The organism is Streptomyces spinosus (assembly GCF_020400655.1).
GTDB classification, from domain to species: Bacteria; Actinomycetota; Actinomycetes; order Streptomycetales; family Streptomycetaceae; genus Streptomyces; species Streptomyces argyrophylli.
The window spans coordinates 1-26,080 of the sequence record NZ_JAINRC010000003.1 but is presented as its reverse complement, the minus strand read 5'-3'; the positions used below and the strand labels follow the sequence as shown (position 1 = coordinate 26,080).

The window sequence follows — 26,080 nt, the reverse complement described above, 5'->3', positions numbered from 1 at the left end:
GATGGACAGATATGTACGACTATGTCCACGATCATGACCATGCGTGGATTCCTCACCTCCTCCTCTGCCGCCTCCCCGCTCGCCGTCCGTTCGCTCGGCCTCGCCTTCGTCACGGCCCTGGTGCTCGCTCCCGCCCCGCCCGCGACCGCCGCGACCGCTTCCGCCGCGGCCACGGCGACCCCCGCGACCGACCGGGACCGGACCGCGGTCCCGGGCAGCACGCGGTCGCTGCCGCTTCTCCCGCTCTCCCGCGAGCGGGTCGCCGGCGCGGCCCCGGAGCAGGGGCTGTACCGGGCCGGCCTCGAACGGTTCTCGCTGCTCGGCGTGGTCTGGGACGACCCGGACACCGAGCTGCGGGGACGGGTGCGGGTACGCACCCGGTCCACCGTGACGGGGCGGTGGTCCGGCTGGCAGGACGTCGAGACGCACAACGCCGACCACCGGGCCGACCCCGGTACGGCGGAGGGCTCCTCCCGGCGGGTGCGCGGGGCGACGGCGCCGCTGTGGGTGGGGGACTGCGACGGTGTGGAGGTGCGGGTGCGGGCGGCGGGGCCGGGCGGCGGGGACGGCACCGGGCTCCCCTCCGGGACGCGGGCCGGCAGGCCGGGCGCGTCGCTGCCGCCGGGGCTGCGGCTGGAACTGGTGGACCCGGGAACCGGGCCGGCCGCGGGGGACGGCGGGGGGACCGGAGAAGGACCGCCCCGGACCCCGCGCGACGACGACCCGCCCCGCACCGCCCTGGACACGGAGGCCGCGCTGGCCGCGTCGGCCGCCAACGCGGACATCACCGCGTTCGGCGCCACCGCGATCCCGGAACTGGACCGGCCGGCCACCGAGCAGGAGCTGACCCGCCTCCAGGGGCCGGTGCGGGGGAAGCCGTACATCGGGCCACGCCCGCGGATCGTCACGCGCCGGGGCTGGGGCGCGGACGAGTCGCTGCGCGAGCGCGGGTTCGTCTACACCAACAAGATCAAGGCGGCCTTCGTCCACCACACCGCCACGGGCAACGCGTACACCTGCGCCCAGGCCCCCTCCGTCATCCGCGGTATCTACCGCTACCACGTCAAGAGCATGGGCTGGCGGGACATCGGCTACAACTTCCTCGTCGACAAGTGCGGAACCCTCTACGAGGGCCGGGCCGGGGGCGCCGCCAAGGCGGTGCTCGGCGCGCACACCCTCGGTTTCAACACCGGCACCACGGGCATCGCCGTGATCGGCAGCTACGGCGCGACCAAGCCGTCGAGCGCCGCGGTGACGGCCATCGCCCGGCTCACCGCGTGGAAGCTCGGGCTCTACGGGGTCGATCCGAACGCGAGGACATATCTCACGTCGGGCGGTGGCAATCTCTACCCCAAGGGGAAGAACGTACGACTGAACGTGATCTCCGGCCATCGCGACGGGTTCGCCACGGAGTGCCCCGGCAAGCGGCTCTACGCCGAGCTCGGCACGGCCCGCTCCAGCGCGGCGAGGTACCAGGGGCGCTGAGGCCGCAGCGGCCGGAGCGGGGGCGGCCGGGGGAAACCGCACGCCGATCTCGCGGGACACCGCGCGGCCATCGAGGGCGTCGTCGCACGGTCTGCATACACTGACCGGCCGAAACGAGTGTGACGAGTAGTTCGGCCGGTCCCGGCAGGAAGCAGAGACGACAGGTGACAGAAGCGATCCTCCTGGTCGGCGGCAAAGGCACCCGGCTGCGGCCGCTCACGGTGTACACACCGAAGCCGATGGTCCCGGCCGCGGGGGTGCCGTTCCTCACCCACCAGCTGGCGCGCGCCCGGGCGGCGGGCGTCGAGCACATCGTCCTCGCCACCAGCTATCTGGCAGAGGTCTTCGAGCCGTACTTCGGCGACGGCTCCGCGCTGGGCCTGCACATCGAGTACGTGACCGAGGAGGAGCCGCTCGGCACGGGCGGAGCCATCCGCAACGTCGCCGCCCGTCTGCACTCCGGTCCCGACGACCCGGTGCTGATCTTCAACGGGGACATCCTGACCGGGCTGGACATCGGGGCCCTCGTGGACACCCACGAGTCGACGGGCGCCGACGTCTCGCTCCATCTGACGCAGGTGACGGACCCGCGCGCCTACGGCCTCGTGCCGACCGACGGGACCGGCCGCGTCCTGGCCTTCCTGGAGAAGCCGCAGACGCCGGAGGAGATCGTCACCGACCAGATCAACGCGGGGGCGTACGTCTTCCGCCGCTCGGTCATCGACACCATCCCGGCGGGCCGGCCGGTGTCCGTGGAACGCGAGACCTTCCCCGGCCTCCTGGCGGCCGGCGCGCATCTGCAGGGCATGGTCGACTCCACGTACTGGCTGGACCTCGGCACCCCCGCCGCGTTCGTCCGCGGCTCGGCCGACCTGGTCCTGGGCCGGGCCCCGTCCCCGGCGGTCCCCGGCCGCTGCGGCGACCGGCTCGTACTGCCGACGGCCACGGTGGCGCCCGACGCCAAGCTGGCCGGCGGCACCGTGGTGGGCGAGGGCGCGTTCGTGGCGCAGGGCGCGCGGATCTTCGGCTCCACGATCCTGCCGGGCGCCGTCATCGAACCCGGCGCCGTCATCACCGACTCCCTCATCGGCACCCGCGCCCGCGTCGGCGAACGCTCCGTCCTCACCGGGACGGTCATCGGCGACGGCGCGGTCGTGGGCGCGGACAACGAACTCCGGGACGGCGCGCGGGTCTGGTGCGATGCCCGTATCCCGGCGGGAGCGGTGCGTTTCTCTTCCGACCAGTAGAGGGGACCGGAGCCGGCGCGCCACCGGATGCCGTCCGCGGTCCGTAGTGGGTCACCCGCGCAGTTCCCCGCGCCCCTCGGGAACGGCGGCACCGTCGGCCCCACAGTGCCGCTCGCACCCGCGCAGCTGCGGGCAGTCGTGCCGCTGGGGCGGCACGGGTGGGCGCAGCGGCACCCGGCCAGTGCCGGTGAGCGGACCCCTGGCCGGCGGCAGCTCCGGGCACCCGGCCGGCGCCGGTGAGCGACACCCCCCGGCCGGCGGCAGCTCCGGGCATCCGGCCGGCGCCGTGAGCTGACCCCAGGCCCGGCAGCAGCCCCCGGCACAGGCAAGCGCAAGCGAAACCGCCGCCCGGCCCGGCGCCGGCCCGACGCACCGCGGGTCACAGCAACCCGATGTCCACCCGGGGCATCTTCGGCTTCCGCCGCGCCGGCACACGCCCGCTCAGCAGGATCAACCGAGCCGCCCGGTGCCGCTGCCCGGCGTACGGCTCGAGCAAGCGCAGCATCTCCGCGTCGTCGGCGTCCCGGTTCCCGTCCAGCGCCCACCCGACGATCCCGGGCAGGTGCAGGTCCCCGACGGTCACCGCGTCCGCCGCCCCATGACTGCGCTGCACCACTTCCGCCGACGTCCACGGCCCCACCCCCGGCACGACCTCCAGCCGCGCCCGGGCCTCGGCCGCCGGCATCCCCACGGCCTGCTCCAGCCGCGCGGCGACCCGTACGGCCCGCAGGATCGTGGACGCCCGCTTGTCGTCGACCCCGGCCCGGTGCCACTCCCAGGAGGGGATCAGCGCCCAGGTCCGCGGGGCCGGCATCACCCACATCGGCCGTTCACCGACGCCCGCGGGACCCGGCGCCGGCTCCCCGAACCAGCGGACGAGCAGCCGCCACGCCCGGTACGCCTCGTCGGTGGTGACCTTCTGCTCCAGCACGGACGGGATCAGCGACTCCAGCACCAGACCGGTCCGGGTCAGCCGCAGCCCCGGCCGCCGGTGCCGCGCCAGCGCGACCACCCGGTGCCGCGGCACGAACGCGCCGGGATCGTCACCGGCACCGAGCAGCTCCGGCAACTGCTCCAGCAGCCACCCGGCACCCGGCCCCCACGCCTCACCGAACACCTCACCGCCGTACGCCCGCACCCGCAGCGTCCCCGGCCCGGCGGGCGTACGGCAGGCCCGCCACACGGACCCGTCGGCCGTGGCCCGGAAGGTCGGGTCGGCGGGGCCGCGCCGCAGCGGCCCGAGGGTCAGCCCGAGGTCCAGCGGCCCGTCCGGCACCCACCGCCGTACCCGCGCGGGCACCGCACCCTGCCGCGGTATCCCGGCAGCGGCCCCCGCCGGTACGGCGACGTGCCCGCCGCGCACGGTCGTACGCGTGGGCCGCTGGGGGAAACGTCCTGCCACGAAGGGGTCCTCTGTGTCCAAAGGGGTGCGGTGCCGTCTACGAGACTAGGCGGTCGGCGCGCCCACGGGGCCGCCTCGGGGCGGACCGGGGCGGACCGGTCTGCGCGCCGGACTCACCGCACCGCCACGAACGCCCCCGGCTCCCGCGCCGGCCGCGGTCTCGGCTCCTGCGCCGGGTGGCCGACCGCCACCGCGCCCATCGGGTCCCAGTCCGCCGGCAGCCCGAGCACCTCGCGCACCACGTCCCGGCAGAACATCGTGGACGACACCCACGCCGAGCCCAGCCGCTCCCCGGCCAGCGCGACCAGCAGGTTCTGCACGCCCGCGCCCATCGCGACGACGAACATCTCCCGCTCGGCAGCGTCCCGCCGGGCGTCTCCGTAGGCGTGGGAGCCGTCCATGACGAGGCACGGCACGACCAGGTACGGCGCGTTGCGCAGCACGTCACCGCGCCGGATCCGCTTCGCGATGGACTCCTCGCCCTTGCCGTCCCGGCGCAGGTCCTCGATCCAGGCGTCCCGCATCGCGTCGAGCAGCCGTACCCGCGACTCCTCCGACTCCAGCAGCACGAACCGCCACGGCGTGGTGTGGTGCGGGGCGGGCGCGGTGACGGCGGCGGCCACCGCGCGCCGGACCGCGCCGGGGTCCACCGGCTCGTCGGTGAACGCCCGCACGGTACGGCGCTGGGTCACGGCCTCCCGCACGGCCTCGGAGGTGCCGAGCCGGAACATGTCGTCCCGCGCGCCGCGCACCAGCGCCCTGGCCCCGTCCCCGTGCTCGTCGGCCACGGCATGCGGCAGCCCGCGCACCACGGCCACCGGCAGGCCCGCCGCCTTGCCCTTGACCAGGTCACCGGCGGCGGCCAGCTCGTCCGCCGTGGCGACGACGGTCGCGCTCAGCGGGTTGCCGTGCGCGTCCGCGCCCCCACGCAGGTCGTCCAGCACGCGCACCCCGGCGGCGCCGATCGCGACGTCGGTGAGCCCCGCGCGCCAAGGTCGCCCGAACGTGTCACTGACGACGACGCCGACGTCGACCCCGAGGGCGGCGCGCAGGCCCGCCCGGATCGCGCGCGCGGACGCGTCCGGGTCCTCGGGCAGCAGGAGCACGGTCCCGGCGGGGGTGTTCGAGGCGTCGACCCCGGCGGCGGCCATGACCAGGCCCTGCCGGTTCTCCACGATGCGCAGCGGGCCGCGCCGGGCCACGACCCGGACCGTCTCGGCGTCGATCGCGGCCTCCCGGTCGGCCGCCCGCACGATCCGGCCCTCGGCCTTGGAGACGATCTTCGAGGTGACGATCAGCACGTCCCCGTCGGCCAGCCCCGGCTCGGTCGCGGCGATCAGCTTGGCGAGGTCGTCACCCGGCTGCACCTCGGGGATGCCGGACAGGGCCCAGACGCGGTACCCGGGGCTCCCGGCCCCGGCGGACGCCGTGTCGCTCATGCCCCCCGCACCTCCTCGGCCAGCGCCAGCGCCTCCCGTGCCATCCGCGCGGTCGCGTCCAGGTCGGTCATCATCAGCGGTACGGCCCGGCAGCGGATGCCGTCCGCCTCGACCCGCTCGACCGCGCCCGCGTCGACGGTGTCGACCAGCCAGCCGTCCAGCAGCCCGGAGCCGTAGTGCTCGGCGACCGCGGCGGCCGTGGACTCCACGCCGACGGCGGCCAGCACCTTGTCGGCCATGCCGCGCACGGGCGCGTCCCCGACGATCGGGGACAGGCCGACCACGGGCACGCCCGCCTCGGCGATGGCCTCGCGGATGCCGGGCACGGCGAGGATCGTGCCGATGGACACGACCGGGTTGGACGGCGGGAAGAGGATCACGTCCGCCCCGGCGATGGCCTCCAGCACACCCGGGGCCGGCTTGGACTGCTCGGCGCCGACCGGGACGACCGCCTCGGCCGGGACGGAGGCCCGCAGCCTGACCCAGTACTCCTGGAAGTGGATCGCCTTGCGCTCCCCGTCCAGCTCGACGGCCACGTGCGTCTCGACGCGGTCGTCGGTCATCGGGATCAGCCGGACGCCCGGCTTCCAGCGGTCGCACAGCGCCTCGGTGACCGCGCTCAGCGGATAGCCGGCGCTCAGCATCTGCGTCCGCACGATGTGCGTGGCGAAGTCCCGGTCGCCGAGCCCGAACCATTCCGGGCCGACGCCGTAGGCCGCCAGCTCCTCCTTGAGGTGGAAGGTCTCGTCCGTCCGCCCCCAGCCCTGCTCCTCGTTGATGCCGCCGCCCAGCGTGTACATCACCGTGTCCAGGTCCGGGCAGACCTTGAGACCGAAGAGGTGGATGTCGTCGCCGGTGTTGCCGATGACCGTGACGTCCGCGTCCGGCACGGCCCGCTTCAGACCGCGCAGGAAACGGGCACCGCCGATGCCGCCTGCCAGAACCACAATGCGCATGCGGACAAGTCTCGCAGGCCGGTCGGACAAAGCGTCAGGCAGTCACCGGACGCGCCTCGCCGTGCGCCTCGCAGTGGGGGGAGGCGTGCATGGGCATCTCGGTCAGGCCGGGGTAGTACACGTGCAGGCTGACCGCCGGTTCCAGCGCGTCGTTGACGACCTCGTGGACGTACCCCGGCGCGAACACCCGCTGCGCGCCCGCCGCGAGCGCGCGCGTGCCGCGTTCGGTGCGCTCGGTGAGGGTGCCCTCCAGGACGGTGAGGACACCGGACGAGCGCCCGTGGCCGTGCCGCCCGCTGCCCTGTCCGGGGACCCAGGACAGCAGCCAGACCTCGTAACCGGGGCCGGTGCGCAGCCGGTGGTACCAGCGGGTGGTGGCGTCGTAGCGGACGAGGTGCGCCCACTGGGCGCGGTCGGCGGCGATGGAGCGGGCCAGGCCCGCGAACTCGGCGACGGTGGCCGGGTGCTCGCGCGGCGGCTGGAGCAGGTGCGGGACTTCGAGGATGTCGCCGGCGATCTGGAGGTCGTTGTCGCTGTTCATCGGGGTCGGTGGTCCTCGGTGAAGAGTGGGGGGCGGGAGCCGGGCGTGGTGCTGGGTGACGCGTACGGTCCGCCCGGGTCACGGGCGGGCGGGTGCCCTGGATGAGGGATCACGCGGCGCGGGGACGCGACCGGGCCGGGATGGGCCCGGGGGCAGCCGGAGCGGCTTGGCTCAACAGCTGGAACAGCAACAACAGCTACAACGCGCGCGGGCGGCACCGAGGGACCCGGCGGTGCGGGTCGAGGTGGGTGCCAAGTTCGCGAGCATGCCCACTAGGACATCGGTTCACACCCGCACTGTCAACTCGACGCCCGGTATGTGGGACATGTTTCACCTCATCCGGTTCATCTGAAAGGTGAAAGGTTTGCTCACCGGGAGGTCGGGACACATGGGGCACATCCGAGCGCTCGAGCCATGCGGAACGGGATCGAACACGGAGGCGTCCTTCTTCGTACAGAGATCTGTACGGGGTCGCGACCGCCCCGTGGGGTCCTGCTGTGTGTCAAGGTTTATGCCGATTTGAACACTTTCCGCACGGCCTTGGTTCCGCAGAGTGAATAACGGACCCAATAGCAGATCTCGGCTTGACTCGCCCGGAGCAGCACACTTGTAATTTCACTCGTGTCGTTCAGCCGAAATCGGTAACGGCTACGCACGGGGACGCGAAAGACAGACGAGGGGCGCACATGACCGAGCTGGTGCAGCAACTGCTGGTCGACGACGCGGACGAGGAACTCGGCTGGCAGGAGCGCGCGCTGTGCGCCCAGACCGACCCCGAGTCCTTCTTCCCCGAGAAGGGCGGCTCCACCAGAGAGGCCAAGAAGGTCTGCCTCGCCTGCGAGGTCCGCTCCGAGTGCCTCGAGTACGCCCTCGCCAACGACGAGCGCTTCGGCATCTGGGGCGGCCTGTCCGAGCGCGAACGCCGCCGGCTGAAGAAGGCCGCCGTGTGACCGCACGGCCGGCCGCCGACCTCGCGAACGGCCCGTCGCCAGTGGGTTGTCCACAGGCGGCGGGCCGTCGTCATGCCCAGCCGATAGTGTGGTCGCTCGTCCGAGACGCCCCGCTGTCCCCTCGACGCACTCGATCCGCTCGACGCACGGGGAGGCACAGGCGTCCACCGCAGTCCACCGAACCGGGGCCCGTACCTCAGTGTCCGTGCACAGCCATACGGCGGCCCAGAGCGGCACCGCCACAGCAGCGTTCGACCCAGCCCGCCCGCCCGAGTTCCCGCGCCATGTGGTGACCGCGGTCCTCGTCTCGCACGACGGCGCCCGCTGGCTGCCCGACGCGCTCGCCGGACTGCTCGGCCAGGAGCGCCCCGTCCAGTACGCGGTCGCCGCCGACACCGGCAGCGCGGACGACTCCGCCCGGCTGCTCACCGACGCCCTCGGCGACGCCAACGTGCTGCACCTGGCCCGCCGTACGGGCTTCGGCCAGGCCGTGGAGGAGGCGAGCCGCACCGCGCCCCTCCTCACCCCGGAGGACCTGCCGTACCTCAAGCGCCCCAGCGGCTGGGACCCCGTCACGCGCACCTGGCGCGACGACGCCTACGACCTGCCCGACCTGCCGCACGGCGAGCCCGTCCAGTGGCTGTGGCTGCTGCACGACGACTGCGCCCCCGAACCCGACGCCCTCGCCCAGCTGCTGAGGGTCGTCGACAACGAACTCGACCTCGGCCGCGACGACGTCGCGGTCGTCGGTCCCAAGCTGCGCGGTTGGTACGACCGCCGCCAGCTGCTGGAGGTCGGCGTCTCCATCGCCAACTCCGGCCGCCGCTGGACCGGTCTGGACCGCCGCGAGCAGGACCAGGGCCAGCACGACCACGTCCGCGCGGTGCTGTCCGTCTCCACCGCCGGCATGCTCATCCGCCGCGACGTCTTCGAACAGCTCGGCGGCTTCGACCGCCGGCTGCCCCTCATGCGCGACGACGTCGACCTGTGCTGGCGCGCCCACACGGCCGGCCACCGCGTCCTGGTCGCCCCCGACGCCGTCGTCCGCCACGCCGAGGCCGCCTCCCGCGAGCGCCGCACGGTCGACTGCGCCGGCCGTACCACCGCCTCCCCGCACAAGGTCGACAAGGCGGGCGCCGTCTACACCCTGCTCGTCAACACCCGTACGGCCGCGCTGCCCTGGGTCCTGCTCCGGCTCGTCCTCGGCACCGTCCTGCGCACCCTCGCCTACCTCGTCGGCAAGGTCCCCGGCCAGGCCGTCGACGAGATCCGCGGCCTGCTGAGCACCCTGCTGCGCCCCGAGCGGATCATCGCCGCCCGGCGCGCCCGCGGCCCCGCCCGGATCGACAAGGACGAGCTGCGCCCGCTGTTCCCGCCGCCCGGCGCCACCGTCCGGGCCACCGTGGAACAGATCGCGGGCAACTTCTCCAGCGGCACCGACGGCGACACCGCCTCGGCCGGCCGGCACGGCGGCGCCGTGGAGTCCGGACCCGGCGGCGACGACGCCGAGTTCCTGGAGGTCGAGCAGTTCGCCCGGCTCAAGCGGATCGCCCGCAGACCCGGCCCGGTGCTCTTCCTCGCGCTGCTGCTCATCTCCCTCGCCGCCTGCCGCGCCCTGCTCGCCGGCGGCGCACTCGCCGGCGGCGCCCTGCTGCCCGTCCCGGCCGGCGCCGGCGACCTGTGGTCCCGCTACCTGGACGCCTGGCACCCGGTCGGCGCCGGCGGCAGCCCGTCCGCGCCCCCGTATCTGGCGATCGTCGCCACCTTCGCCTCGATCCTGTTCGGCTCCACCGGACTCACCGTCACCGTCCTGCTCGTCTGCTCGGTGCCGCTCGCCGGCATCACCGCCTACTTCGCCTCCCGCCCCCTGGTCACCTCCCGGCTGCTGCGCGCCTGGGCGGCCATCGCCTACGCCTTCCTGCCCGCCACCACCGGCGCCCTGGCCGGCGGCCGCATCGGCACCGCCGTCCTCGCCGTGCTGCTGCCGCTCATGGCCCGCGCGGGCACCGCCGCCAGCGGCCTGGCCGGCCGCACCGGCGCGCGCGGCAGCTGGCGCGCCACCTGGGCGTACGCGCTGCTGCTGACCGTCACCACCGCCTTCACCCCGATCGTCTGGCCCATCGCCCTGCTGCTCGGCCTCGGCGTGCTGGTGCTGCGCCGCCGTGACCTCGTCGCCCACGGCCCGCGCTTCCTCGCCCAGCTCGGCACCCCGCTGCTGCTGCTCGCCCCCTGGTCGCTGACCCTCCTGCCGACCGGCTTCTTCCAGGAGGCCGGCCTGGAGTACGGCCCCTCGGCCGCCTCCGCGCTCGACCTGCTCGGCGCCGCGCCCGGCGGCCCCGGCACCGTGCACGGCCTGATGCTCATCGGCATCGTGCTCGCCGCGCTCGCCGCCCTGCTGCGCTCCGAGCGGCAGCTCGGCATCCGCACGGCCTGGGCCGTCGCCCTGACCGGCCTCGTCTTCGCCGTCCTGTCCAACAAGTCCGCCTGGGCGGGACCGGCCACCCTCGTCTACGGCATCGCCCTGCTGGCCGCCGCCGCCCTCGGTGCCGACGGCGCACGCGCGCGCGTGGCCGAGCAGAGCTTCGGCTGGCGCCAGCCCGTCGCCGCCCTGATCGCGTTCGCCTCGGCCGCCGGCCCGCTGCTCGTCGCCGCCGGCTGGATGATCCGCGGCGCCGACGGCCCGCTGGAACGCCGCGACGCGGCCCAGGTGCCGGCGTTCGTCGCCGAGGACTCCAGCGGCGGCGACCAGGCCCGCACCCTGATCCTCGACAGCGACTCCACCGCGCGCGTGCGCTACACCCTGGTCCGCGGTTCCGGCGCCCGCATGGGCGACGCCGAACTCACCGCCGCCGACGGCGACAACGCCCGCCTGGACAAGACCGTCGCCAACCTCGTCGCCGGCTCCGGCGCCGACCAGGCCGACGAACTCGGCGGCTTCGCCGTGCGCTACGTCCTCGTCCACAAGGGCGCCCCCCGCGACATCACCCGCGTCCTCGACGCCACCCCCGGCCTGGCCCGGCTCAGCCAGCAGAACGGCAGCGCCCTGTGGCGCGTCGACCAGGAGGTCGGCCGCGCGGCCATCGTGCCCGCCTCCGGCTCGGGCAAGGCCCAGCCGGTCAGCGCGGGACCGGTGGAGATCCACACGACGATCCCCGCCGGCTCCGACAGCCGCGTCCTGCGCCTGGCCGACAGCGCCGACGACGGCTGGACGGCCACCCTCGACGGCAAGCCGCTCACCCGGATCACGGTCGACGGCTGGGCCCAGGGTTTCCGGCTCCCCTCCGGCGGCGGCAGGCTGGACGTCACCTACGACACCCCGATCGGCCACACGGCCTGGCTCTGGGCACAGGGCGCGCTCGCCGTCGTCCTCGTCGTCCTCGCCCTGCCCGGCCGCCGCCGCGACGTCGACGACGACCTGCCCGAGGAGCAGCCCCTGCCCGTCCAGGCCACCGCCGGTGAGGGCCGTCGCGCCCGCCGTCTGCGCGCCCAGGCGGAGGAGACCGCAGCCGAGGAGCAGCCCGGCACGCCCGCCTGGCCCGAGCAGCCCCCGGCCGCCGTACCGCACCAGCAGGCGTACGACACGGGGGTACCCGCGGCCGGGCCGGGCCAGGACTGGGAAGGGGACCCGGCCGCCTACGGCAACGCCGAGAACGCCGGGTACACCGAGTACGGCGCGGACCCGTACCGGACCGCGACCGGCTACGACCAGCAGCAGTACCAGCACGACCCCTACCAGACGCCCCCGTACGACCCGTACGCCTACAGCGGCACCGCCGACCAGATGCCGTACGACCCGGCGGCCTACCAGCAGGGCTACGACCCGGCGTACGACGGCCGGCAGGGTTACGACCCCGACCGGCAGGGTTACGACCCCGACCAGCAGGGCTACGACGCCGGCCGGCAGGGCTACGACCCCGACCGGCAGGGTTACGACCCGGCCCAGCACCCCCACGGCACCGGCAGCCAGCGCCCCGACGGGAGCCAGCAGTGAACCGCACCACCCTGTCCCTGATCGCCGGCACGGCCGCGCTGGCCGCCGTCACCGCCTTCGCCGCGTTCGACCCGCCGTCGGCCTCCGGCGCCGCCGAGCCCCGGGCGGCGGCCCGGCTGCCCGTCGAGCGCACCAGCCTGCTGTGCCCGGCGCCGAGCATGTCGGACATCGCCGACACGGCGTACACCTCGTTCACGCCGGTCACCAAGGGCGCCGGGAGCGGCGGCAAGGCCCGGCTCCAGGCGGCCGTCGAGCAGTCGGCCGACGGCACGGACGGCGGCGGGAAGGGCAAGGGCGGCGGGAAGAAGGCCGACGAGCCGGTGCTCACCCCGAAGGCGCCGGGCACGCCGGCCACCGGCGAGACCTCCGGAGCCGAGACGCCCGCGTTCGTCGGCACCGCGGACGGCGGGTTCGCGTCCGGCTGGACCGTCCAGGAGACCACCGAGGTCGCCGCGGGCACCGGCAGGGGCCTGCTGGGCGTCAACTGCACCGGCGCGGACACCGAGTTCTGGTTCCCGGGCGCCAGTACGGCCACCGGCCGCACCGACTACGTCCACCTGACCAACCCCGACGACTCGGCCGCCGTGGTCGACATCGAGCTGTACGGCAAGGACGGCCAGGTCAAGTCCCCGCTGGGCGAGAACCTCACCGTCAAGCCGCACGCGAGCGAGCCGATCCTGCTCTCCACGCTCACCGACGAGCGGCAGACCGACCTGACCGTGCACGTCAGCGTGCGCAGCGGCCGGGTCGGGGCGACCGTGCAGGCGCTGGACGACAAGGCGGGCGGCGACTGGCTGGCCGCCGCCGGCGACCCGGCCGGCAGCCAGGTCCTGCCCGGCATCCCGAAGGACGCCACCGCCGTCCGCCTGATCGCCTTCACGCCCGGCGACGACGACGCCGACCTGAAGATCCGTCTGGCCACGCCCAGCGGCCTGATCACCCCGGCCGGCCACGAGACCCTGCACGTCAAGTCCGGGATGACCACGGCGGTCGATCTCGGCGACGTCACGCGCGGCGAGGCCGGCTCGCTGTTCCTCACCCCCACCGACCAGAGCGTCCCGGTCGTCGCCGCGCTCCAGGTGGTGCGCGGCAAGGGCGGCAACAAGGAGACGGCGTTCATCCCGGCCACGGCCGCCGTCGGCGCGCGCGCGACCTCGGCCGACAACAGCGCGAAGGGCACGACGCTCGCCCTGACGGCCCCCACCGGCACGGCCACGGTCAAGGTGACGGCGTCGGCGGGCAGCGAGGGCGGGACCCCGGTGAGCAAGACGTACACGCTGAAGTCCGGCACCACGCAGAACGTCGACGTCCCGGTCCCGGCGGGCCTGAAGGGCACGTACGCCCTCACGGTCGAACCCGTCTCCGGCGCCCCCGTCTACGCCTCCCGCACCCTCGCGGCCACCGAGGGGGGCGTCCCCGCCTTCACCGTCCAGACCCTCCCGGACGACCGCGGAACGGTGTCGGTACCGGCAACGGAGCAGGACCTGTCGATCCTGCAGAAGTGAGGGGCCGGGGCGGCCGATCGCCTTCGCGCGAACCCGCCCCGCCCGGCACCGGCACCCGGCACCGGGGAAGGCCCCCTAGTCCTCCCCGTACCGGGGGTCCACGGTCTCCGGCGTCAGCCCCAGCAGCTCGGCCACCTGCTCCACGACCACCTCGTGCACCAGCGCGGCCCGCTCGTCCCGCCCCTTGGTCCGGATCTCCACCGGGCGCCGGTACACGACCACCCGAGCCCGCCGCCCGTCCCGCGAAGGGATGACCCCGCCGAGCGGAACGGCGTCGTCCGTCCATGCCGGCTGGTCCCCGCCCCCCTCCAGCCGCGGCACCTCCAGCACCAGGAAGTCGATGTCGGCCAGTTGCGGCCACCGCCGCTCGAGACGCTCCACGGAGTCCTGCACCAGGTCCGCGAACACCTCGGCGCGGCTGGCCGCCAGCGGCACCTGCGGCGGTGCGATCGGCCCTCGCATGCCCCGCCCGTGGCGATCACGGCGACGGGGCCCGGGGCCGGCGGTACGGGGCGGTACACGGTTGTCCATCACTGGTGAAGGGTAGTCCCCGCGCCCTCCGCGCGTCCGGCTCCGCGCGGCAACCGGCCCTTGCCCGCGCGTGTCACAGGATGACCATTTCAGCCAAGGTCTGGCTCGTTTCCGTAACTCTCCGAGACCGCCGAACTCAAGGCAATTGACGGGATTTGTACCGGCTCCTGACCGGACGCGATCCCGTCCGACACCCGCCCGGCATGCGTCCATGCAGGTCAACGAAGTCCGCTCAAAGGGGTGTGTGGGGCGTTTCACAACACGACACGGGGGAGTGACCTGGTGGAGAGTCGTCGCGGCCCGCTCAAGAGTGCGGTACCGTCCAACGTCGTGAGCCCTGTACGTCGCTGTTCGCGCACCGCCTGCGGCCGACCCGCCGTCGCGACGCTGACGTACGTCTACGCCGACTCGACCGCGGTCCTCGGCCCGCTCGCCACCTACGCCGAACCCCACTGCTACGACCTGTGCGCCGAGCACTCCGAGCGCCTCACCGCCCCGCGCGGCTGGGAGGTCGTGCGGCTCCTCGACGGCTCCGCGCCCGCGCGGCCCAGCGGGGACGATCTGGAAGCCCTTGCCAACGCCGTCCGCGAGGCGGCCCGCCCGCAGGAACGCGCGGCCGAGGCGGGCGGCGGCGGATCGCGTGCCGCCGACCCCATGGAGGTCGCCCGCCGCGGCCACCTGAGGGTCCTGCGCTCCCCGGACAACTGAGCGCGACAGCCGACGAGTCCGCACGAGGGCGAGGCGATCGGACCGTTCCGGACCACGCCCGGGGTCCCGCCGTGCGCCACGGCCGAACGCCACCCCACGCCACCCCCGCCCCGCGTGACGGCCCGGTCCTCCGGGCGTTACGCAAGGGGGTCCACCGGGCGTCCGGCCGGTGTCCGCGCGGGCGCCCCCGCCCCCGGCGGGTAGTTTGTGGGCACCCATAGGACTTCAGGAGGGTTGGCCGTGACTGCTGATCTGTCGCAGATCGTGAAGGCGTACGACGTGCGCGGAGTGGTCCCGGACCAGTGGGACGAGGCACTGGCCGCACTCTTCGGCGCCGCCTTCGCCGAGGTGACGGCGGCCACGGCCCTCGTCGTCGGCCACGACATGCGGCCCTCGTCCCCCGGCCTCTCCCGCGCTTTCGCGCGCGGCGCGGCGGACCGCGGTGCGGACGTCACCGAGATCGGCCTGTGCTCAACGGACCAGCTGTACTACGCCTCCGGCGCGCTGGACCTGCCGGGAGCGATGTTCACGGCCTCCCACAACCCGGCCCAGTACAACGGCATCAAGCTGTGCCGCGCGGGCGCCGCCCCCGTCGGCCAGGACACGGGCCTCGCGCAGATCCGCGAACTCGTCGAGCGCTGGCTGGCGGAGGGCGCCCCGGACCCCGTGGACCGGCCGGGAACCCTCTCCGCGCGCGAGACGTTGGAGGACTACGCGGCGCACCTGCGCTCCCTGGTCGACCTCACCGCCATCCGCCCCCTGAAGGTCGTGGTCGACGCCGGCAACGGCATGGGCGGCCACACGGTCCCGTCGGTCTTCGCCGGCCTGCCCCTGACCCTCGTCCCGATGTACTTCGAACTGGACGGCACCTTCCCCAACCACGAGGCCAACCCGCTCGACCCGGCCAACCTCGTGGACCTGCAGAAGCGGGTCCCGGTGGAGGGCGCCGACCTCGGCATCGCCTTCGACGGCGACGCCGACCGCTGCTTCGTCGTCGACGAGCACGGCGACCCGGTCTCCCCGTCCGCGGTCACCGCGCTGGTCGCCGCCCGTGAACTGGCCCGCAACGGCGGCAAGGGCACGGTCATCCACAACCTGATCACGTCCCGCACGGTCCCGGAGGTGGTGAAGGAGAACGGCGGCACCCCCGTGCGCACCCGCGTCGGCCACTCCTTCATCAAGGCGGAGATGGCCCGCAGCGGCGCGATCTTCGGTGGCGAGCACTCCGCCCACTACTACTTCAAGGACTTCTGGAACGCGGACACGGGCATGCTGGCCGCCCTGCACGTCCTCGCCGCCCTCGGCGGCCAGGAGGGCCCGCTGTCCGCCCTGGTCGCCCAGTACGACCGATACACCGGCTCCGGCGAGATCAACTCCACGGTCGCCGACCAGTCCGCCCGCCTCGCCGCCGTCCGCACCGCGTACGAGGGCCGCCCCGGCGTCACCCTCGACGACCTCGACGGCCTCACGGTGGCCGCGGCCGACTGGTGGTTCAACGTCCGCCCGTCCAACACCGAGCCGCTCCTGCGCCTGAACGCGGAGGCGAAGGACGAGGCCACCATGACGAAGATCCGCGACGAGGCACTGGCGATCATCAGGGGCTGAGCGGTCTGCCCATGAGCGGTACGCTGACCAGGCATATGCACAGACACCCACACGCCCTCTGAAGGGACAGCCCATGCCGCTCGAAGCCGGCCTCCTGGAGATCCTCGCCTGCCCGGCCTGCCATGCCCCCCTGAAGGAGCAGGACACCGAGCTGATCTGCACGGGCCAGGACTGCGGCCTCGCGTACCCGGTCCGCGACGGCATCCCGGTCCTGCTGGTCGACGAGGCCCGCCGCCCCGAGTGACGGGACCCGTCACCTCGTAGCACCCCAGGATCCCGGCGATCGGAGGCTGCCGCCCATGCTGGACGAATCGCTGCTCGACACCCCGGAGGGCCTCGCCGAGGCCGACCACCGGGGCCTGCTCCGCGGCGCGGCGGAGGCCGGCGCCCGCGTCCGCACCGCCGCCCGGCACGCCACCGAGGCCGGCGTCGGCGAACTCAAGCCCGACGGCCGCCCCCGCGCGGTCCTCATCGCGGGCCCCGGCGCCGCCGCCACCCACACCGCCGACCTCCTCGGCAGCCTGGCCGGCCCCGGCAGCCCCGTCGTCCGCCTCGCCCCCACCGGCGTCGCCCCGGCCGCGGGCGCCCTGCGCTGGGAACTGCCCGGCTGGGCCGGCTCCGTGGACCTGCTGCTGATCGCCACCCCGGACGGCACCGAACCGAGCCTGTCCCTCCTCGCCGACCAGGCCTACCGCCGCGGCTGCTCGGTCGTCGCCGTGGCCCCGCCCGGCACCCCGCTCGCCGAAGCGGTCGCCGGCGCGCACGGCCTGTTCGTACCGATGGCGACGGCGCCGTACGACCAGGAGGAACCGCTCGCCGCGTCCTCCCCGGGCGTCTTCTGGGCGCTGCTGACCCCGCTGCTCGCGCTCCTCGACCGGATCGGCCTGATCGCCGCACCGCCGGACGCCCTGGAAAAGGTCGCCGACCGCCTCGACCAGATCGCTGAGCGCTGCGGCCCCGCCATCGCGACCTACAGCAACCCGGCGAAGACCCTCGCCGCCGAACTCGCCGACGCCCTGCCCCTGGTGTGGACGGAAGGGACCTCGGCCGGGCCGGCGGGCCGCCGCTTCGCCGCCGCGCTCGCCGAACTCGCCGGCCGCCCCGCCCTGGTCGCCGAACTTCCCGAGGCGCTCGCCGCGCACGGCGCCCTGCTGGCCGGCCCGCTCGCCGCCAGCGCCGACCCGGACGACTTCTTCCGCGACCGCGTCGAGGAGCCCCCCGCGCTGCACGCGCGCGTGGTGCTGCTCCGCGACCGCCCGATCGGCGGTCTCACCGCCGCCCCCGCGGCCCGTGACGTCGCCCTCGGCCACGACACGGCGATCAGTGAACTCGAACCCGAGGAGGGCGGGGAACTGGAGACCCTCGCGGAACTGATCGCCGTCACGGATTTCGCCGCCGTTTACCTGGCGCTCGCTTCCGGCGCCTGATCCTGCTCCGGGCCGGACGATCCGAGCCCACCCCGGCGCCACGACCGGCACGGCCGTCGGCGCCGCCGAGCGCGTACGTACGGAGACAGAGAAGACACATGGACCGCCTCGACAACACCATCCGCCCCTACGCCTGGGGTTCTCCCACCGCCATACCGCACCTCCTCGGCGTCGAGCCGACCGGAGAGCCCCAGGCGGAGATGTGGATGGGCGCGCACCCGGGCGCCCCGTCGCGCACCGCGCGCGGCACCCTGGTCGAGGTCATCGACACCGACCCGGAGCGGGAACTCGGCGCCCGCGCGGTCGCGAAGTTCGGCCCCCACCTGCCGTTCCTGCTCAAGATCCTCGCCGCCGGCGCGCCCCTGTCCCTCCAGGTGCACCCCGACCTGAAGCAGGCCAAGGAGGGATACGCCGACGAGGAGCGGCGCGGCGTCCCGGTCGACGCCCCGTACCGCAACTACAAGGACGCCAACCACAAGCCCGAACTGATCTGCGCCCTCACCGAGTTCGACGGCCTGTGCGGCTTCCGCGACCCGGTCCGGGCCGCCGAGCTGCTCGACGGGCTCGGCGTCGACTCCCTCAAGCCGTACGTCGACCTGCTGCACGCCCACCCCGCGGAAGCGGCCCTGCGCGAGGTCCTCACCGCGATCCTCGGCGCCGACCCGGAGGAGATGGCCCACACGGTCGCCGAGGCCACCGCCGCCTGCACCCGCCTCGGCGGCGCCTACGCCCCCTACGCCGACATCGCCCACCACTACCCGGGCGACCCCGGCGTCATCGCGGCCATGCTGCTCAACCACGTCCGGCTCCAGCCCGGCGAGGCCCTGTTCCTCGGCGCCGGCATCCCGCACGCCTACCTCAACGGCCTCGGTGTCGAGATCATGGCCAACTCCGACAACGTCCTGCGCTGCGGTCTGACCCCCAAGCACGTCGACGTCCCCGAACTCCTGCGGATCGTCCGCTTCGAGCCGAGCGACCCCGGCGTGCTGCGCCCGGAGGCGTCCTCGGAGGGCGAGGAGGTCTACGAGACCCCGATCGACGAGTTCCGGCTCTCCCGGTACGTCCTGCCCGAGGGCGGCGCCGCCCACGACCTCACCCGGGACACCCCGCAGATCCTGCTCTGCACGGCCGGTACCGTCCGGGCGGGCGAGCACGAGCTGGGTCCCGGCCGGTCGGTCTTCGTCCCGGCAGGCGAGCGGGCGGAGATCTCGGGCGCGGGCACGGTCTTCCGCGCCACCGTGATCGTGTGACCAAGGCTGTGGACAGCCTGTGGATCATATGACCGCAGTTGTGGATACCTGTCGCACCAGTGCCCGGCCGGGCTGCAAGAATGATCCGCCGGCAAAGGCCGGGCAAAGCCGGGCACTCGTCCGGACGGACGGAACGCACCAGGACGACAGAGGCGAAGGGACAACGCGACCACATGAGCGCGTCAGGCGGTACCAGGGCGATCGTGGCGGCACTCGGCGCCAATCTCGCCATCGCGGCATCGAAGTTCGTGGCGTTCGCGTTCAGCGGCTCCTCCTCGATGCTCGCCGAGGGCGTCCACTCGCTCGCCGACTCCGGCAACCAGTTCCTGCTGCTCGTCGGCGGGAAGAAGGCGCAGCGCCAGGCGAGCCCGCAGCACCCCTTCGGCTACGGCCGCGAGCGGTTCATCTACGCCTTCCTCGTCTCGATCGTCCTCTTCTCCATCGGCGGCATGTTCGCCGTCTACGAGGGCTACGAGAAGGTCCGCCACCCGCACGACCTGGAGCACTGGTACTGGCCGGTCGGCGTGCTCCTCTTCGCGATCATCGCCGAGGGCTTCTCCTTCCGCACCGCCATCAAGGAGTCCAACGGCCTGCGCGGCACGCTCTCCTGGAAGGAGTTCATCCGCCGCGCCAAGGCCCCCGAGCTGCCCGTCGTCCTGCTGGAGGACTTCGGCGCACTCATCGGCCTGGTCCTCGCCCTCGGCGGCGTCGGCCTCTCCCTGCTCACCGGCGACGGCGTCTGGGACGGCATCGGCACCCTCTGCATCGGTGTCCTGCTCGTCCTGATCGCCCTCGTCCTTGCCGCCGAGACCAAGTCGCTGCTGCTCGGCGAGGCCGCCGGGGCCGACGACATCAAGAAGATCGAGGCCGCGATCGTCGACGGCGACACGGTCCCCCGCATCATCCACATGCGCACCCTCCACCTCGGCCCGGAGGAGCTGCTGATCGCCGCCAAGATCGCCGTGCGGCACGACGACACGGCCACCGAGGTCGCGAACGCCATCAACGCCGCCGAGGCCCGCATCCGCGCCGCCGTCCCCATAGCCCGCGTCATCTACCTGGAACCGGACATCTACAGCGAGGCCGAGGCCGCCAAGGGCCCCGACCCGCAGGCGACCCCGGGCGGCCCGACCCCGCACCCCGCGGGCCACTGAGGAGCAGCGCGGCAAGCGCTCAGCCCTGAACCGGCCGCATGGGCCAGGGCGCCGGCGGCACCGTCGGCGCCTTACGCCGCCGCACCACCAGGGCGGCGACGCCCAGCCCGGCACCGGTGAGGACCAGCAGACCGCCGACCAGCAGGGCCGTCCCCAGCAGGACCGGGCCCGTACGGTCGTCCGTCACCCGCCCGCGCACGGCGTCCACCGGAACGGTCCCGCCGTGATCGGCGGCGAAGAAGCGGGAGTCCACCGAGTCGGACCGGTGGTCACCCATCAGGAACAGCCGGCCCCGCGGCACCTTCACGTCGTACGGCCTGTGCAGCCCGTCGGCGTCACCCTCGTAGACGTACGGCTCCTTCACGGGCTTGCCGTTCACGGTGACCCGTTCCTCGGAGCCCACGGCCGTGCAGCACGCCACACGGTCCCCGCCCACCCCGATCACCCGCTGCATGAAAACGCCCTCGGCCCGGTAGCGCCCCGGCATCGAGAACACCACGACGTCACCGCGCCGCACCTCGCTCCCGTCCACCCGCTCCCAGATGATCCGGTCGCCCCGCTGGTACGTCGGCTCCATGCTCTGGCTGGGCTGCGTGCCCGTGCCGTACGCGCCGCGCCCGTAGACGAAGGCACCCCCGGCCAGCACCACACCCAGCAGCCCCACCACCAGCGCCGCGATCCCCAGTCCCCGCCCTCTGCCCGCCATGTCCGATCCTCTCCGCGCGGCCCGTCCGCGGCGCGGAGAATAGCGGTCGTCCCTGAACATCCCGTGTCCCAGGCCCACCGCGACCGCCCGGCGCACCCCCTGCGCCACCGGCACCGGCCGACGGGAACGCCACGCACACGACCCGTCGAATGCTCAGGCGGACTGGGGCCGACCGGGCCGACCGGTGTAGCTTGGGACGGAGCCAGACGTCGCTGCTGATGGCGGTCGGGCGGTCCACGCGGACCGACCGAGGGAGAGAGGGCCTCCGACGGACTGCGCTGCGCGTACGCGGGCATGCCTGTGTCCTCTTCTCGGGCACCCCTGTGTCCGCCGCCGCGCAGACCAGCCGTACCCACCTCGACCCAACCCCGAGGAGCAGCTCGTAATGACGACTGTCGAGAACCGACAGGACTTCAAGGTCGCCGACCTCTCGCTGGCCGAGTTCGGCCGCAAGGAGATCACCCTCGCCGAGCACGAGATGCCCGGCCTGATGGCGATCCGCAAGGAGTACGCCGAGGCCCAGCCGCTCGCCGGCGCCCGCGTCACCGGCTCGCTGCACATGACCGTGCAGACCGCCGTGCTCATCGAGACCCTGGTCGCCCTCGGCGCCCAGGTCCGCTGGGCCTCCTGCAACATCTTCTCCACCCAGGACCACGCCGCCGCCGCCATCGCCGTCGGCCCGAACGGCACGCCGGACAACCCGCAGGGCGTCCCGGTCTTCGCCTGGAAGGGCGAGACCCTTCAGGAGTACTGGTGGTGCACCGAGCAGGCGCTGACCTGGCCGGACAGCCCCACCGGCGGCCCCAACATGATCCTGGACGACGGCGGCGACGCCACCCTGCTCGTCCACAAGGGCGTCGAGTACGAGAAGGCCGGTGAGGTCCCCGCCCTCGACACCGCCGAGTCCGACGAGCACCGCGTCATCCTTCAGCTGCTGCACCGCACCCTGGGCGAGAACCCCCAGAAGTGGACGCAGCTGGCCTCGGAGATCCGCGGCGTCACGGAGGAGACCACCACCGGTGTCCACCGCCTGTACGAGATGCAGCGCGACGGCGTCCTCCTCTTCCCGGCGATCAACGTCAACGACGCCGTCACCAAGTCGAAGTTCGACAACAAGTACGGCTGCCGCCACTCCCTGATCGACGGCATCAACCGCGCCACCGACGTCCTGATCGGCGGCAAGACCGCCGTCGTCTGCGGCTACGGCGACGTGGGCAAGGGCTGCGCCGAGTCCCTGCGCGGCCAGGGCGCCCGCGTGATCGTCACCGAGATCGACCCGATCTGCGCCCTGCAGGCCGCGATGGACGGCTACCAGGTCACGACCCTCGACGAGGTCGTCGACAAGGCCGACATCTTCATCACCACGACCGGCAACAAGGACATCATCATGGCCTCGGACATGGCCAAGATGAAGCACCAGGCCATCGTCGGCAACATCGGTCACTTCGACAACGAGATCGACATGGCCGGCCTCGCCAAGGTCCCCGGCATCGTCAAGGACGAGGTCAAGCCGCAGGTCCACACCTGGACCTTCCCGGACGGCAAGAAGATCATCGTGCTGTCCGAGGGCCGCCTGCTGAACCTCGGCAACGCCACCGGCCACCCGTCGTTCGTGATGTCCAACTCCTTCGCGGACCAGACCCTGGCCCAGATCGAGCTGTTCACGAAGCCCGACGCGTACCCGATCGGCGTCTACGTGCTGCCCAAGCACCTCGACGAGAAGGTCGCCCGCCTCCACCTGGACGCGCTCGGCGTCAAGCTCACCCAGCTGCGCCCGGAGCAGGCCGCGTACATCGGCGTGGAGGTCGACGGCCCGTACAAGCCGGACCACTACCGCTACTGATCCACCGATCCCGTAGCCCGGCCCGCCGGGGGAGTGCGCCGGTGCACCGACGCACCCTCCCCGGCAGCAGGTCCACCGAGGCAGGCCCCCGCACCCCCGTGCCGGGGGCCTGTCCCTTTGGCGCCCGAGGGCGCACCGGGTTCCCGGGAGCCGGGACGTCCCGGCGCCCCTCGCCGCATCGCCCCCGGACCACGCCTGCCGGCCGGATCAGCCCGTCAAGACCCAGGACCCCCATGCCCCGCGGCCGTTATTCGCTCCACGATCCGCACGATCACACCCCCCTCGCGGACGAACACTTCCAGTGCGCCCCCGGCCCGTCCGGCTGGCGCTACGTCTCCCGGCTGACCGGTCCCGCAGGCGACCACCGCGGCTCGGTCGACCTCGCCCTGGACGACCTCGGCCGTCCCCTCCGCCTCGAACTCCACGCGGGTGACTGGCAGGTGCGCGGCGCCGCCCTCGACGGCGTCACCTGGGTCCGCACCGACCCCAACGGCACCGAGGCCACCGAAGGCAATGTGCGCGCCCACGCCTTCACCGGCACGTCCCCCGCGTTCCTCGTCGCCACCGCCCGGCTGCTGCGCCTCACCCCCTCGTCCGCCGCGACCCGCGTACGCCTCGTGGCCTTCACCGACCCCGTCCTCGCCCCCCGTACCGTGGACCAGTCCTGGGCTCTGGTGAACAGCGAAGCACACGCCACCGACAACGGGCCCCTGACCGTGGACGAGTACCAGGTCACGGCCCTGGACACCGGTGAACAGCACACCGTCCACATCGCCGGCGACGTCGTCCTCGCCGCGCCCGGGATCGAACTGGAAGACCTGGAGTCACCGCCGTCGCGATTCGACTGAACCCGGTACGTCCGGCGGTCCGGAGGCCGCGAGCAGGACGGGACCACACTCCGCGTCACGCCGGTGGCGCGAACCCCGTGACCGGCCGGTCGGCGGCCGGCGACTCCTCCCGCGGCGGCGCCGACGCGGGGGCGAGCGGGGCCTGCGGCGGCTGAGGTGTGCTTCCGTGTGCCATCGACGGTGCAGCGGGCGCCGTCACCGGCTGGGCTGCGGGCGCCGCGACCGGCTGCGCCGAGGGTGCTGCCATCGGCGGAGCGAAGCCGTCGGACGGCACGCCGCCGCCCCCGCCGAACGCCTGCCGGGCCTCACGGGACTGCCGCTCGTGCACCACGGCCGCCAGGAAGGCGGCGGGAGGCAGATCCCCCGGCACCGGCGTCCCGGTCCGCTCCGCGAGGTCGGCCGCGAGCCGCTGCGCCATGCCCGCCGAGACCCGCGGATCGAGCTGCTGCATCCGGGTCAGGTACTGCCGGACGGCGAGCCACAGTCCGTCCGGGACCGCCGACAGGTCCAGCCCGGCGAACCGCCCCGCGAGCCACGGCGGCGGAGGCGGCACAAAGCCGGTCCGAGCGGCGGGTATCCGTTCCCGCACGACCAGGGTGCCCGCGAAGACGTCCCCGAGCCGCCGCCCCCGCGCCGAGACCAGCGAGGCGATACAGGCCACCACGCCGAAGGTCATCAGGATCTCCACCACCCCGATCGCGCCCCGCACCAGCGCGTGCCGGAAGCGGATCGGCCCACCGTCGTCCCGCACCACCCGGAGTCCGAACGCCAGCTTCCCCAGCGAACGCCCGTGACTGAGCGTCTCGACGGCTATCGGCCCGCCGACCAGCACCAGCAAGAACGTCGCGATCGACAGCGCCAGCTGCGCGGCCTCGTCCAGCGAAGCCGTCGACACGGCCAGCACCATCATCACGACGACGTACGCGACCACCGCCAGGACCAGGTCCAGCAACACGGCCAGCGCCCTGCTCGGCAGCTTCGCGGGCCGCAGTTCGAGCGCTACCGCCTCGCCCGTCACCAGCTCACTCATGCCCGCCGCCCTTCCCCGGTCCGCCCCCAGCACCGCAAGTCTGCCAAGCTGAGGGCACATCGCGCCGCAGTACGACAAGCTGACAGCAAGTACGAGCACCCGCGCGTACGCACGAGCACCCACGACGAGCCGTGGACGATCAGCCGAGGAGCACGCAGACCCGATGGACCTGGACGTCTTCGTCTCCGTACACCGAGCCGAATGGGACCGGCTCGACGCACTGCTCGGCCGCCGGCGCCGGCTCACCGGCGCGGAAGCAGACGAACTCGTCGTCCTCTACCAGCGCACCGCCACCCACCTGTCCCTCATCCAGTCCAGTGCTCCGGACCCGCAGCTGACCGGACGGCTCAGCCGGCTCGTGGCACGGGCCCGCGGCACCGTCGCCGGCACCAGACGCGCCTCATGGCGTGACGTCACGCGCTTCCTCGGCCGGGGCTTCCCGGCCGCCGTCTACCGCACCCGGCACTGGTGGGTGCCCACAGCGCTGGTCTCCACCGCCGTCGCGGTTCTCCTGGGCTGGTGGATCGGCACCCACCCCGAGGTGCAGTCGTCCATCGCGGCCCCCGGCCAGCTGCGCGAGCTGACCCGGCCCGGCGGTGAGTACGAGACCTACTACTCCAGCCACCCGGCAGCCGCCTTCGCGGCCCAGGTGTGGACGAACAACGCCCAGGCGGCGGCGATGTGCCTGGTCCTGGGCGTCTTCCTGGGACTGCCCGTCCTGTGGATCCTCTTCCAGAACATGCTCAACCTGGGGGTCGGCTTCGGCCTCATGTCCTCGGCCGGCCGCCTCGACACCTTCCTCGGCCTGGTCCTCCCGCACGGCCTGCTCGAACTGACCGCGGTGTTCGTCGCCGCCGGCACGGGCCTGCGTCTCGGCTGGACCGTCGTCGACCCCGGCCCGCGCACCCGGCGCGCCGCGCTCGCGGAGGAGGGACGGGCCGCCGTCGGCATGGCGATCGGCCTCGCCCTGGTCCTGTTCGTCTCCGGGGCCATCGAAGGCTTCGTCACCCCTTCCGGCCTGCCGACCTGGGGCCGCATCGGCATCGGGGTCGCGGCCGAGCTGGCGTTCTTGGCGTACGTCTACGTGCTGGGCGGGCGCGCCGCGCGCGCGGGTGAGACCGGTGATCTCGAAGCGATGGACCGCAGCGCCTCGGTCCCCACGGCCGCCTGACGGCCGGCGGATGTGCGCTCGACCCCTGTGAGCTGCTAATCTCCTCTTCGCCCCGCAAGAGCCGTTGACACGGAGGGAGTGGGGAGGTAGATTCAAACAGTTGCCCGGAGCTGGACAAGCTCCCCGGCGGCCGATAGAATCTATGAGCTTCCTCGGGAGTCCTGAGCGACATTCCGAGAAGCAAACCCCCCGATTACTCAGAAATGAGTGGCTGGTTCGACCGGCCGAAAACTTCTGATAAAGTCGGAACCGCCGGAAAGGGAAACGCGAGAGCGGGAACCTGGAAAGCGC

Annotated in this window: 21 protein-coding genes; 14 read left to right on the top strand and 7 right to left on the bottom strand. The window is 73.6% G+C overall.

The features are described from left to right. Positions 1 to 21 precede the first annotated feature (21 nt). Together LG395_RS07005 and manB are read left to right on the top strand one after the other, a co-directional pair. Positions 22 to 1,485 carry a peptidoglycan recognition protein family protein gene (locus tag LG395_RS07005; protein WP_372463210.1) on the top strand — a complete coding sequence of 488 codons (1,464 nt, stop codon included), beginning with the start codon at positions 22 to 24 and terminating at the stop codon, positions 1,483 to 1,485. A 164-nt stretch (positions 1,486 to 1,649) separates the two neighbouring features. Next, entirely contained in the window at positions 1,650 to 2,732 is a 1,083-nt protein-coding gene (gene manB / locus LG395_RS07000; protein WP_171155666.1) for a mannose-1-phosphate guanylyltransferase, read from the top strand. A gap of 379 nt (positions 2,733 to 3,111) precedes the next feature. On the opposite strand, the gene LG395_RS06995 is transcribed toward manB, so the two are convergent. From LG395_RS06995 to LG395_RS06980, 4 genes are all read right to left on the bottom strand, one after another. Continuing rightward, positions 3,112 to 4,134 carry a DNA-3-methyladenine glycosylase family protein gene (locus LG395_RS06995; RefSeq protein ID WP_171155668.1) on the bottom strand — a complete coding sequence of 341 codons (1,023 nt, stop codon included), beginning with the start codon at positions 4,132 to 4,134 and terminating at the stop codon, positions 3,112 to 3,114. 113 nt (positions 4,135 to 4,247) lie between these two features. Next, entirely contained in the window at positions 4,248 to 5,573 is a 1,326-nt protein-coding gene (locus LG395_RS06990; protein ID WP_171155669.1) for a coenzyme F420-0:L-glutamate ligase, read from the bottom strand. After that, entirely contained in the window at positions 5,570 to 6,529 is a 960-nt protein-coding gene (gene cofD / locus LG395_RS06985) for a 2-phospho-L-lactate transferase (protein WP_225808815.1), read from the bottom strand. Before cofD ends, LG395_RS06990 begins: the two co-directional genes overlap by 4 nt. A 34-nt stretch (positions 6,530 to 6,563) precedes the next feature. After that, the gene (locus tag LG395_RS06980) at positions 6,564 to 7,070 is read right to left on the bottom strand and encodes a cysteine dioxygenase (protein WP_225808814.1); all 507 of its coding nucleotides are present in this window, start codon (positions 7,068 to 7,070) and stop codon (positions 6,564 to 6,566) included. A gap of 686 nt (positions 7,071 to 7,756) precedes the next feature. On the opposite strand from LG395_RS06980, the gene LG395_RS06975 reads away from it, so the two are divergent. The 3 genes from LG395_RS06975 (at position 7,757) to LG395_RS06965 (ending at position 13,516) form a co-directional block, all read left to right on the top strand. Further along, positions 7,757 to 8,020 (top strand): WhiB family transcriptional regulator, encoded by a 264-nt coding sequence (locus tag LG395_RS06975; protein ID WP_003975777.1) that lies wholly within the window; start codon positions 7,757 to 7,759, stop codon positions 8,018 to 8,020. Between the two features lie 199 nt (positions 8,021 to 8,219). Beyond that, positions 8,220 to 12,011 (top strand): glycosyltransferase, encoded by a 3,792-nt coding sequence (locus LG395_RS06970; RefSeq protein ID WP_372463209.1) that lies wholly within the window; start codon positions 8,220 to 8,222, stop codon positions 12,009 to 12,011. Then, entirely contained in the window at positions 12,008 to 13,516 is a 1,509-nt protein-coding gene (locus tag LG395_RS06965) for a DUF5719 family protein (protein WP_171155676.1), read from the top strand. Before LG395_RS06970 ends, LG395_RS06965 begins: the two co-directional genes overlap by 4 nt. A gap of 75 nt (positions 13,517 to 13,591) precedes the next feature. Here LG395_RS06965 and LG395_RS06960 read toward each other — a convergent pair whose 3' ends face one another. Continuing rightward, complete coding sequence (locus LG395_RS06960) at positions 13,592 to 13,978, bottom strand: metallopeptidase family protein (RefSeq protein WP_171155678.1); 387 nt, start codon at positions 13,976 to 13,978, stop codon at positions 13,592 to 13,594. A 351-nt stretch (positions 13,979 to 14,329) separates the two neighbouring features. On the opposite strand from LG395_RS06960, the gene LG395_RS06955 reads away from it, so the two are divergent. The 6 genes from LG395_RS06955 to LG395_RS06930 all read left to right on the top strand — a co-directional run bounded on the left by LG395_RS06955 (position 14,330) and on the right by LG395_RS06930 (position 20,191). After that, on the top strand, positions 14,330 to 14,755 hold the full coding sequence (locus LG395_RS06955; protein WP_030658212.1) for a DUF3499 domain-containing protein: 426 nt from the start codon (positions 14,330 to 14,332) through the stop codon (positions 14,753 to 14,755). A 240-nt stretch (positions 14,756 to 14,995) separates the two neighbouring features. Further along, entirely contained in the window at positions 14,996 to 16,360 is a 1,365-nt protein-coding gene (locus tag LG395_RS06950; protein ID WP_171155680.1) for a phosphomannomutase/phosphoglucomutase, read from the top strand. A gap of 73 nt (positions 16,361 to 16,433) precedes the next feature. Continuing rightward, complete coding sequence (locus LG395_RS06945; protein ID WP_014673093.1) at positions 16,434 to 16,604, top strand: Trm112 family protein; 171 nt, start codon at positions 16,434 to 16,436, stop codon at positions 16,602 to 16,604. A 55-nt stretch (positions 16,605 to 16,659) separates the two neighbouring features. Beyond that, positions 16,660 to 17,787: an SIS domain-containing protein gene (locus tag LG395_RS06940; RefSeq protein WP_225808812.1), complete on the top strand. Its 1,128-nt coding sequence runs from the start codon at positions 16,660 to 16,662 to the stop codon at positions 17,785 to 17,787. Positions 17,788 to 17,885: 98 nt separating this feature from the next. After that, positions 17,886 to 19,037, top strand: a complete 1,152-nt coding sequence (manA, locus tag LG395_RS06935) for a mannose-6-phosphate isomerase, class I (protein ID WP_225808811.1) — start codon at positions 17,886 to 17,888, stop codon at positions 19,035 to 19,037. Between the two features lie 173 nt (positions 19,038 to 19,210). Then, entirely contained in the window at positions 19,211 to 20,191 is a 981-nt protein-coding gene (locus LG395_RS06930; RefSeq protein ID WP_225808810.1) for a cation diffusion facilitator family transporter, read from the top strand. A 19-nt stretch (positions 20,192 to 20,210) separates the two neighbouring features. Here LG395_RS06930 and lepB read toward each other — a convergent pair whose 3' ends face one another. After that, entirely contained in the window at positions 20,211 to 20,768 is a 558-nt protein-coding gene (lepB, locus tag LG395_RS06925) for a signal peptidase I (RefSeq protein ID WP_263982276.1), read from the bottom strand. 514 nt (positions 20,769 to 21,282) lie between these two features. On the opposite strand from lepB, the gene ahcY reads away from it, so the two are divergent. Together ahcY and LG395_RS06915 are read left to right on the top strand one after the other, a co-directional pair. Then, the gene (gene ahcY, locus LG395_RS06920) at positions 21,283 to 22,740 is read left to right on the top strand and encodes an adenosylhomocysteinase (RefSeq protein ID WP_225808808.1); all 1,458 of its coding nucleotides are present in this window, start codon (positions 21,283 to 21,285) and stop codon (positions 22,738 to 22,740) included. A 233-nt stretch (positions 22,741 to 22,973) separates the two neighbouring features. Then, positions 22,974 to 23,588: a hypothetical protein gene (locus LG395_RS06915; RefSeq protein WP_225808807.1), complete on the top strand. Its 615-nt coding sequence runs from the start codon at positions 22,974 to 22,976 to the stop codon at positions 23,586 to 23,588. 55 nt (positions 23,589 to 23,643) lie between these two features. Here the strand turns inward: LG395_RS06915 and LG395_RS06910 are convergent, their stop codons facing one another. Continuing rightward, a complete protein-coding gene (locus tag LG395_RS06910) occupies positions 23,644 to 24,618 on the bottom strand; it encodes an RDD family protein (RefSeq protein WP_225808806.1) in 975 nt (324 codons plus the stop codon). A gap of 163 nt (positions 24,619 to 24,781) precedes the next feature. On the opposite strand from LG395_RS06910, the gene LG395_RS06905 reads away from it, so the two are divergent. Next, the gene (locus LG395_RS06905) at positions 24,782 to 25,789 is read left to right on the top strand and encodes a stage II sporulation protein M (RefSeq protein ID WP_225808805.1); all 1,008 of its coding nucleotides are present in this window, start codon (positions 24,782 to 24,784) and stop codon (positions 25,787 to 25,789) included. The last annotated feature ends 291 nt before the right edge of the window (positions 25,790 to 26,080 follow it).

Bases quoted from the DNA above. Each gene is read 5' to 3' on its own strand.
- LG395_RS07005 (WP_372463210.1), top strand. From the start codon at position 22: ATGTCCACGATCATGACCATGCGTGGATTCCTCACCTCCTCCTCTGCC.
- LG395_RS06990 (WP_171155669.1), bottom strand. From the start codon at position 5,573: ATGAGCGACACGGCGTCCGCCGGGGCCGGGAGCCCCGGGTACCGCGTC.
- cofD (WP_225808815.1), bottom strand. From the start codon at position 6,529: ATGCGCATTGTGGTTCTGGCAGGCGGCATCGGCGGTGCCCGTTTCCTG.
- LG395_RS06980 (WP_225808814.1), bottom strand. From the start codon at position 7,070: ATGAACAGCGACAACGACCTCCAGATCGCCGGCGACATCCTCGAAGTC.
- LG395_RS06975 (WP_003975777.1), top strand. From the start codon at position 7,757: ATGACCGAGCTGGTGCAGCAACTGCTGGTCGACGACGCGGACGAGGAA.
- LG395_RS06960 (WP_171155678.1), bottom strand. From the start codon at position 13,978: ATGCGAGGGCCGATCGCACCGCCGCAGGTGCCGCTGGCGGCCAGCCGC.
- LG395_RS06945 (WP_014673093.1), top strand. From the start codon at position 16,434: ATGCCGCTCGAAGCCGGCCTCCTGGAGATCCTCGCCTGCCCGGCCTGC.
- LG395_RS06940 (WP_225808812.1), top strand. From the start codon at position 16,660: ATGCTGGACGAATCGCTGCTCGACACCCCGGAGGGCCTCGCCGAGGCC.
- manA (WP_225808811.1), top strand. From the start codon at position 17,886: ATGGACCGCCTCGACAACACCATCCGCCCCTACGCCTGGGGTTCTCCC.
- LG395_RS06930 (WP_225808810.1), top strand. From the start codon at position 19,211: ATGAGCGCGTCAGGCGGTACCAGGGCGATCGTGGCGGCACTCGGCGCC.
- lepB (WP_263982276.1), bottom strand. From the start codon at position 20,768: ATGGAGCCGACGTACCAGCGGGGCGACCGGATCATCTGGGAGCGGGTG.
- ahcY (WP_225808808.1), top strand. From the start codon at position 21,283: ATGACGACTGTCGAGAACCGACAGGACTTCAAGGTCGCCGACCTCTCG.
- LG395_RS06915 (WP_225808807.1), top strand. From the start codon at position 22,974: ATGCCCCGCGGCCGTTATTCGCTCCACGATCCGCACGATCACACCCCC.
- LG395_RS06910 (WP_225808806.1), bottom strand. From the start codon at position 24,618: ATGAGTGAGCTGGTGACGGGCGAGGCGGTAGCGCTCGAACTGCGGCCC.
- LG395_RS06905 (WP_225808805.1), top strand. From the start codon at position 24,782: ATGGACCTGGACGTCTTCGTCTCCGTACACCGAGCCGAATGGGACCGG.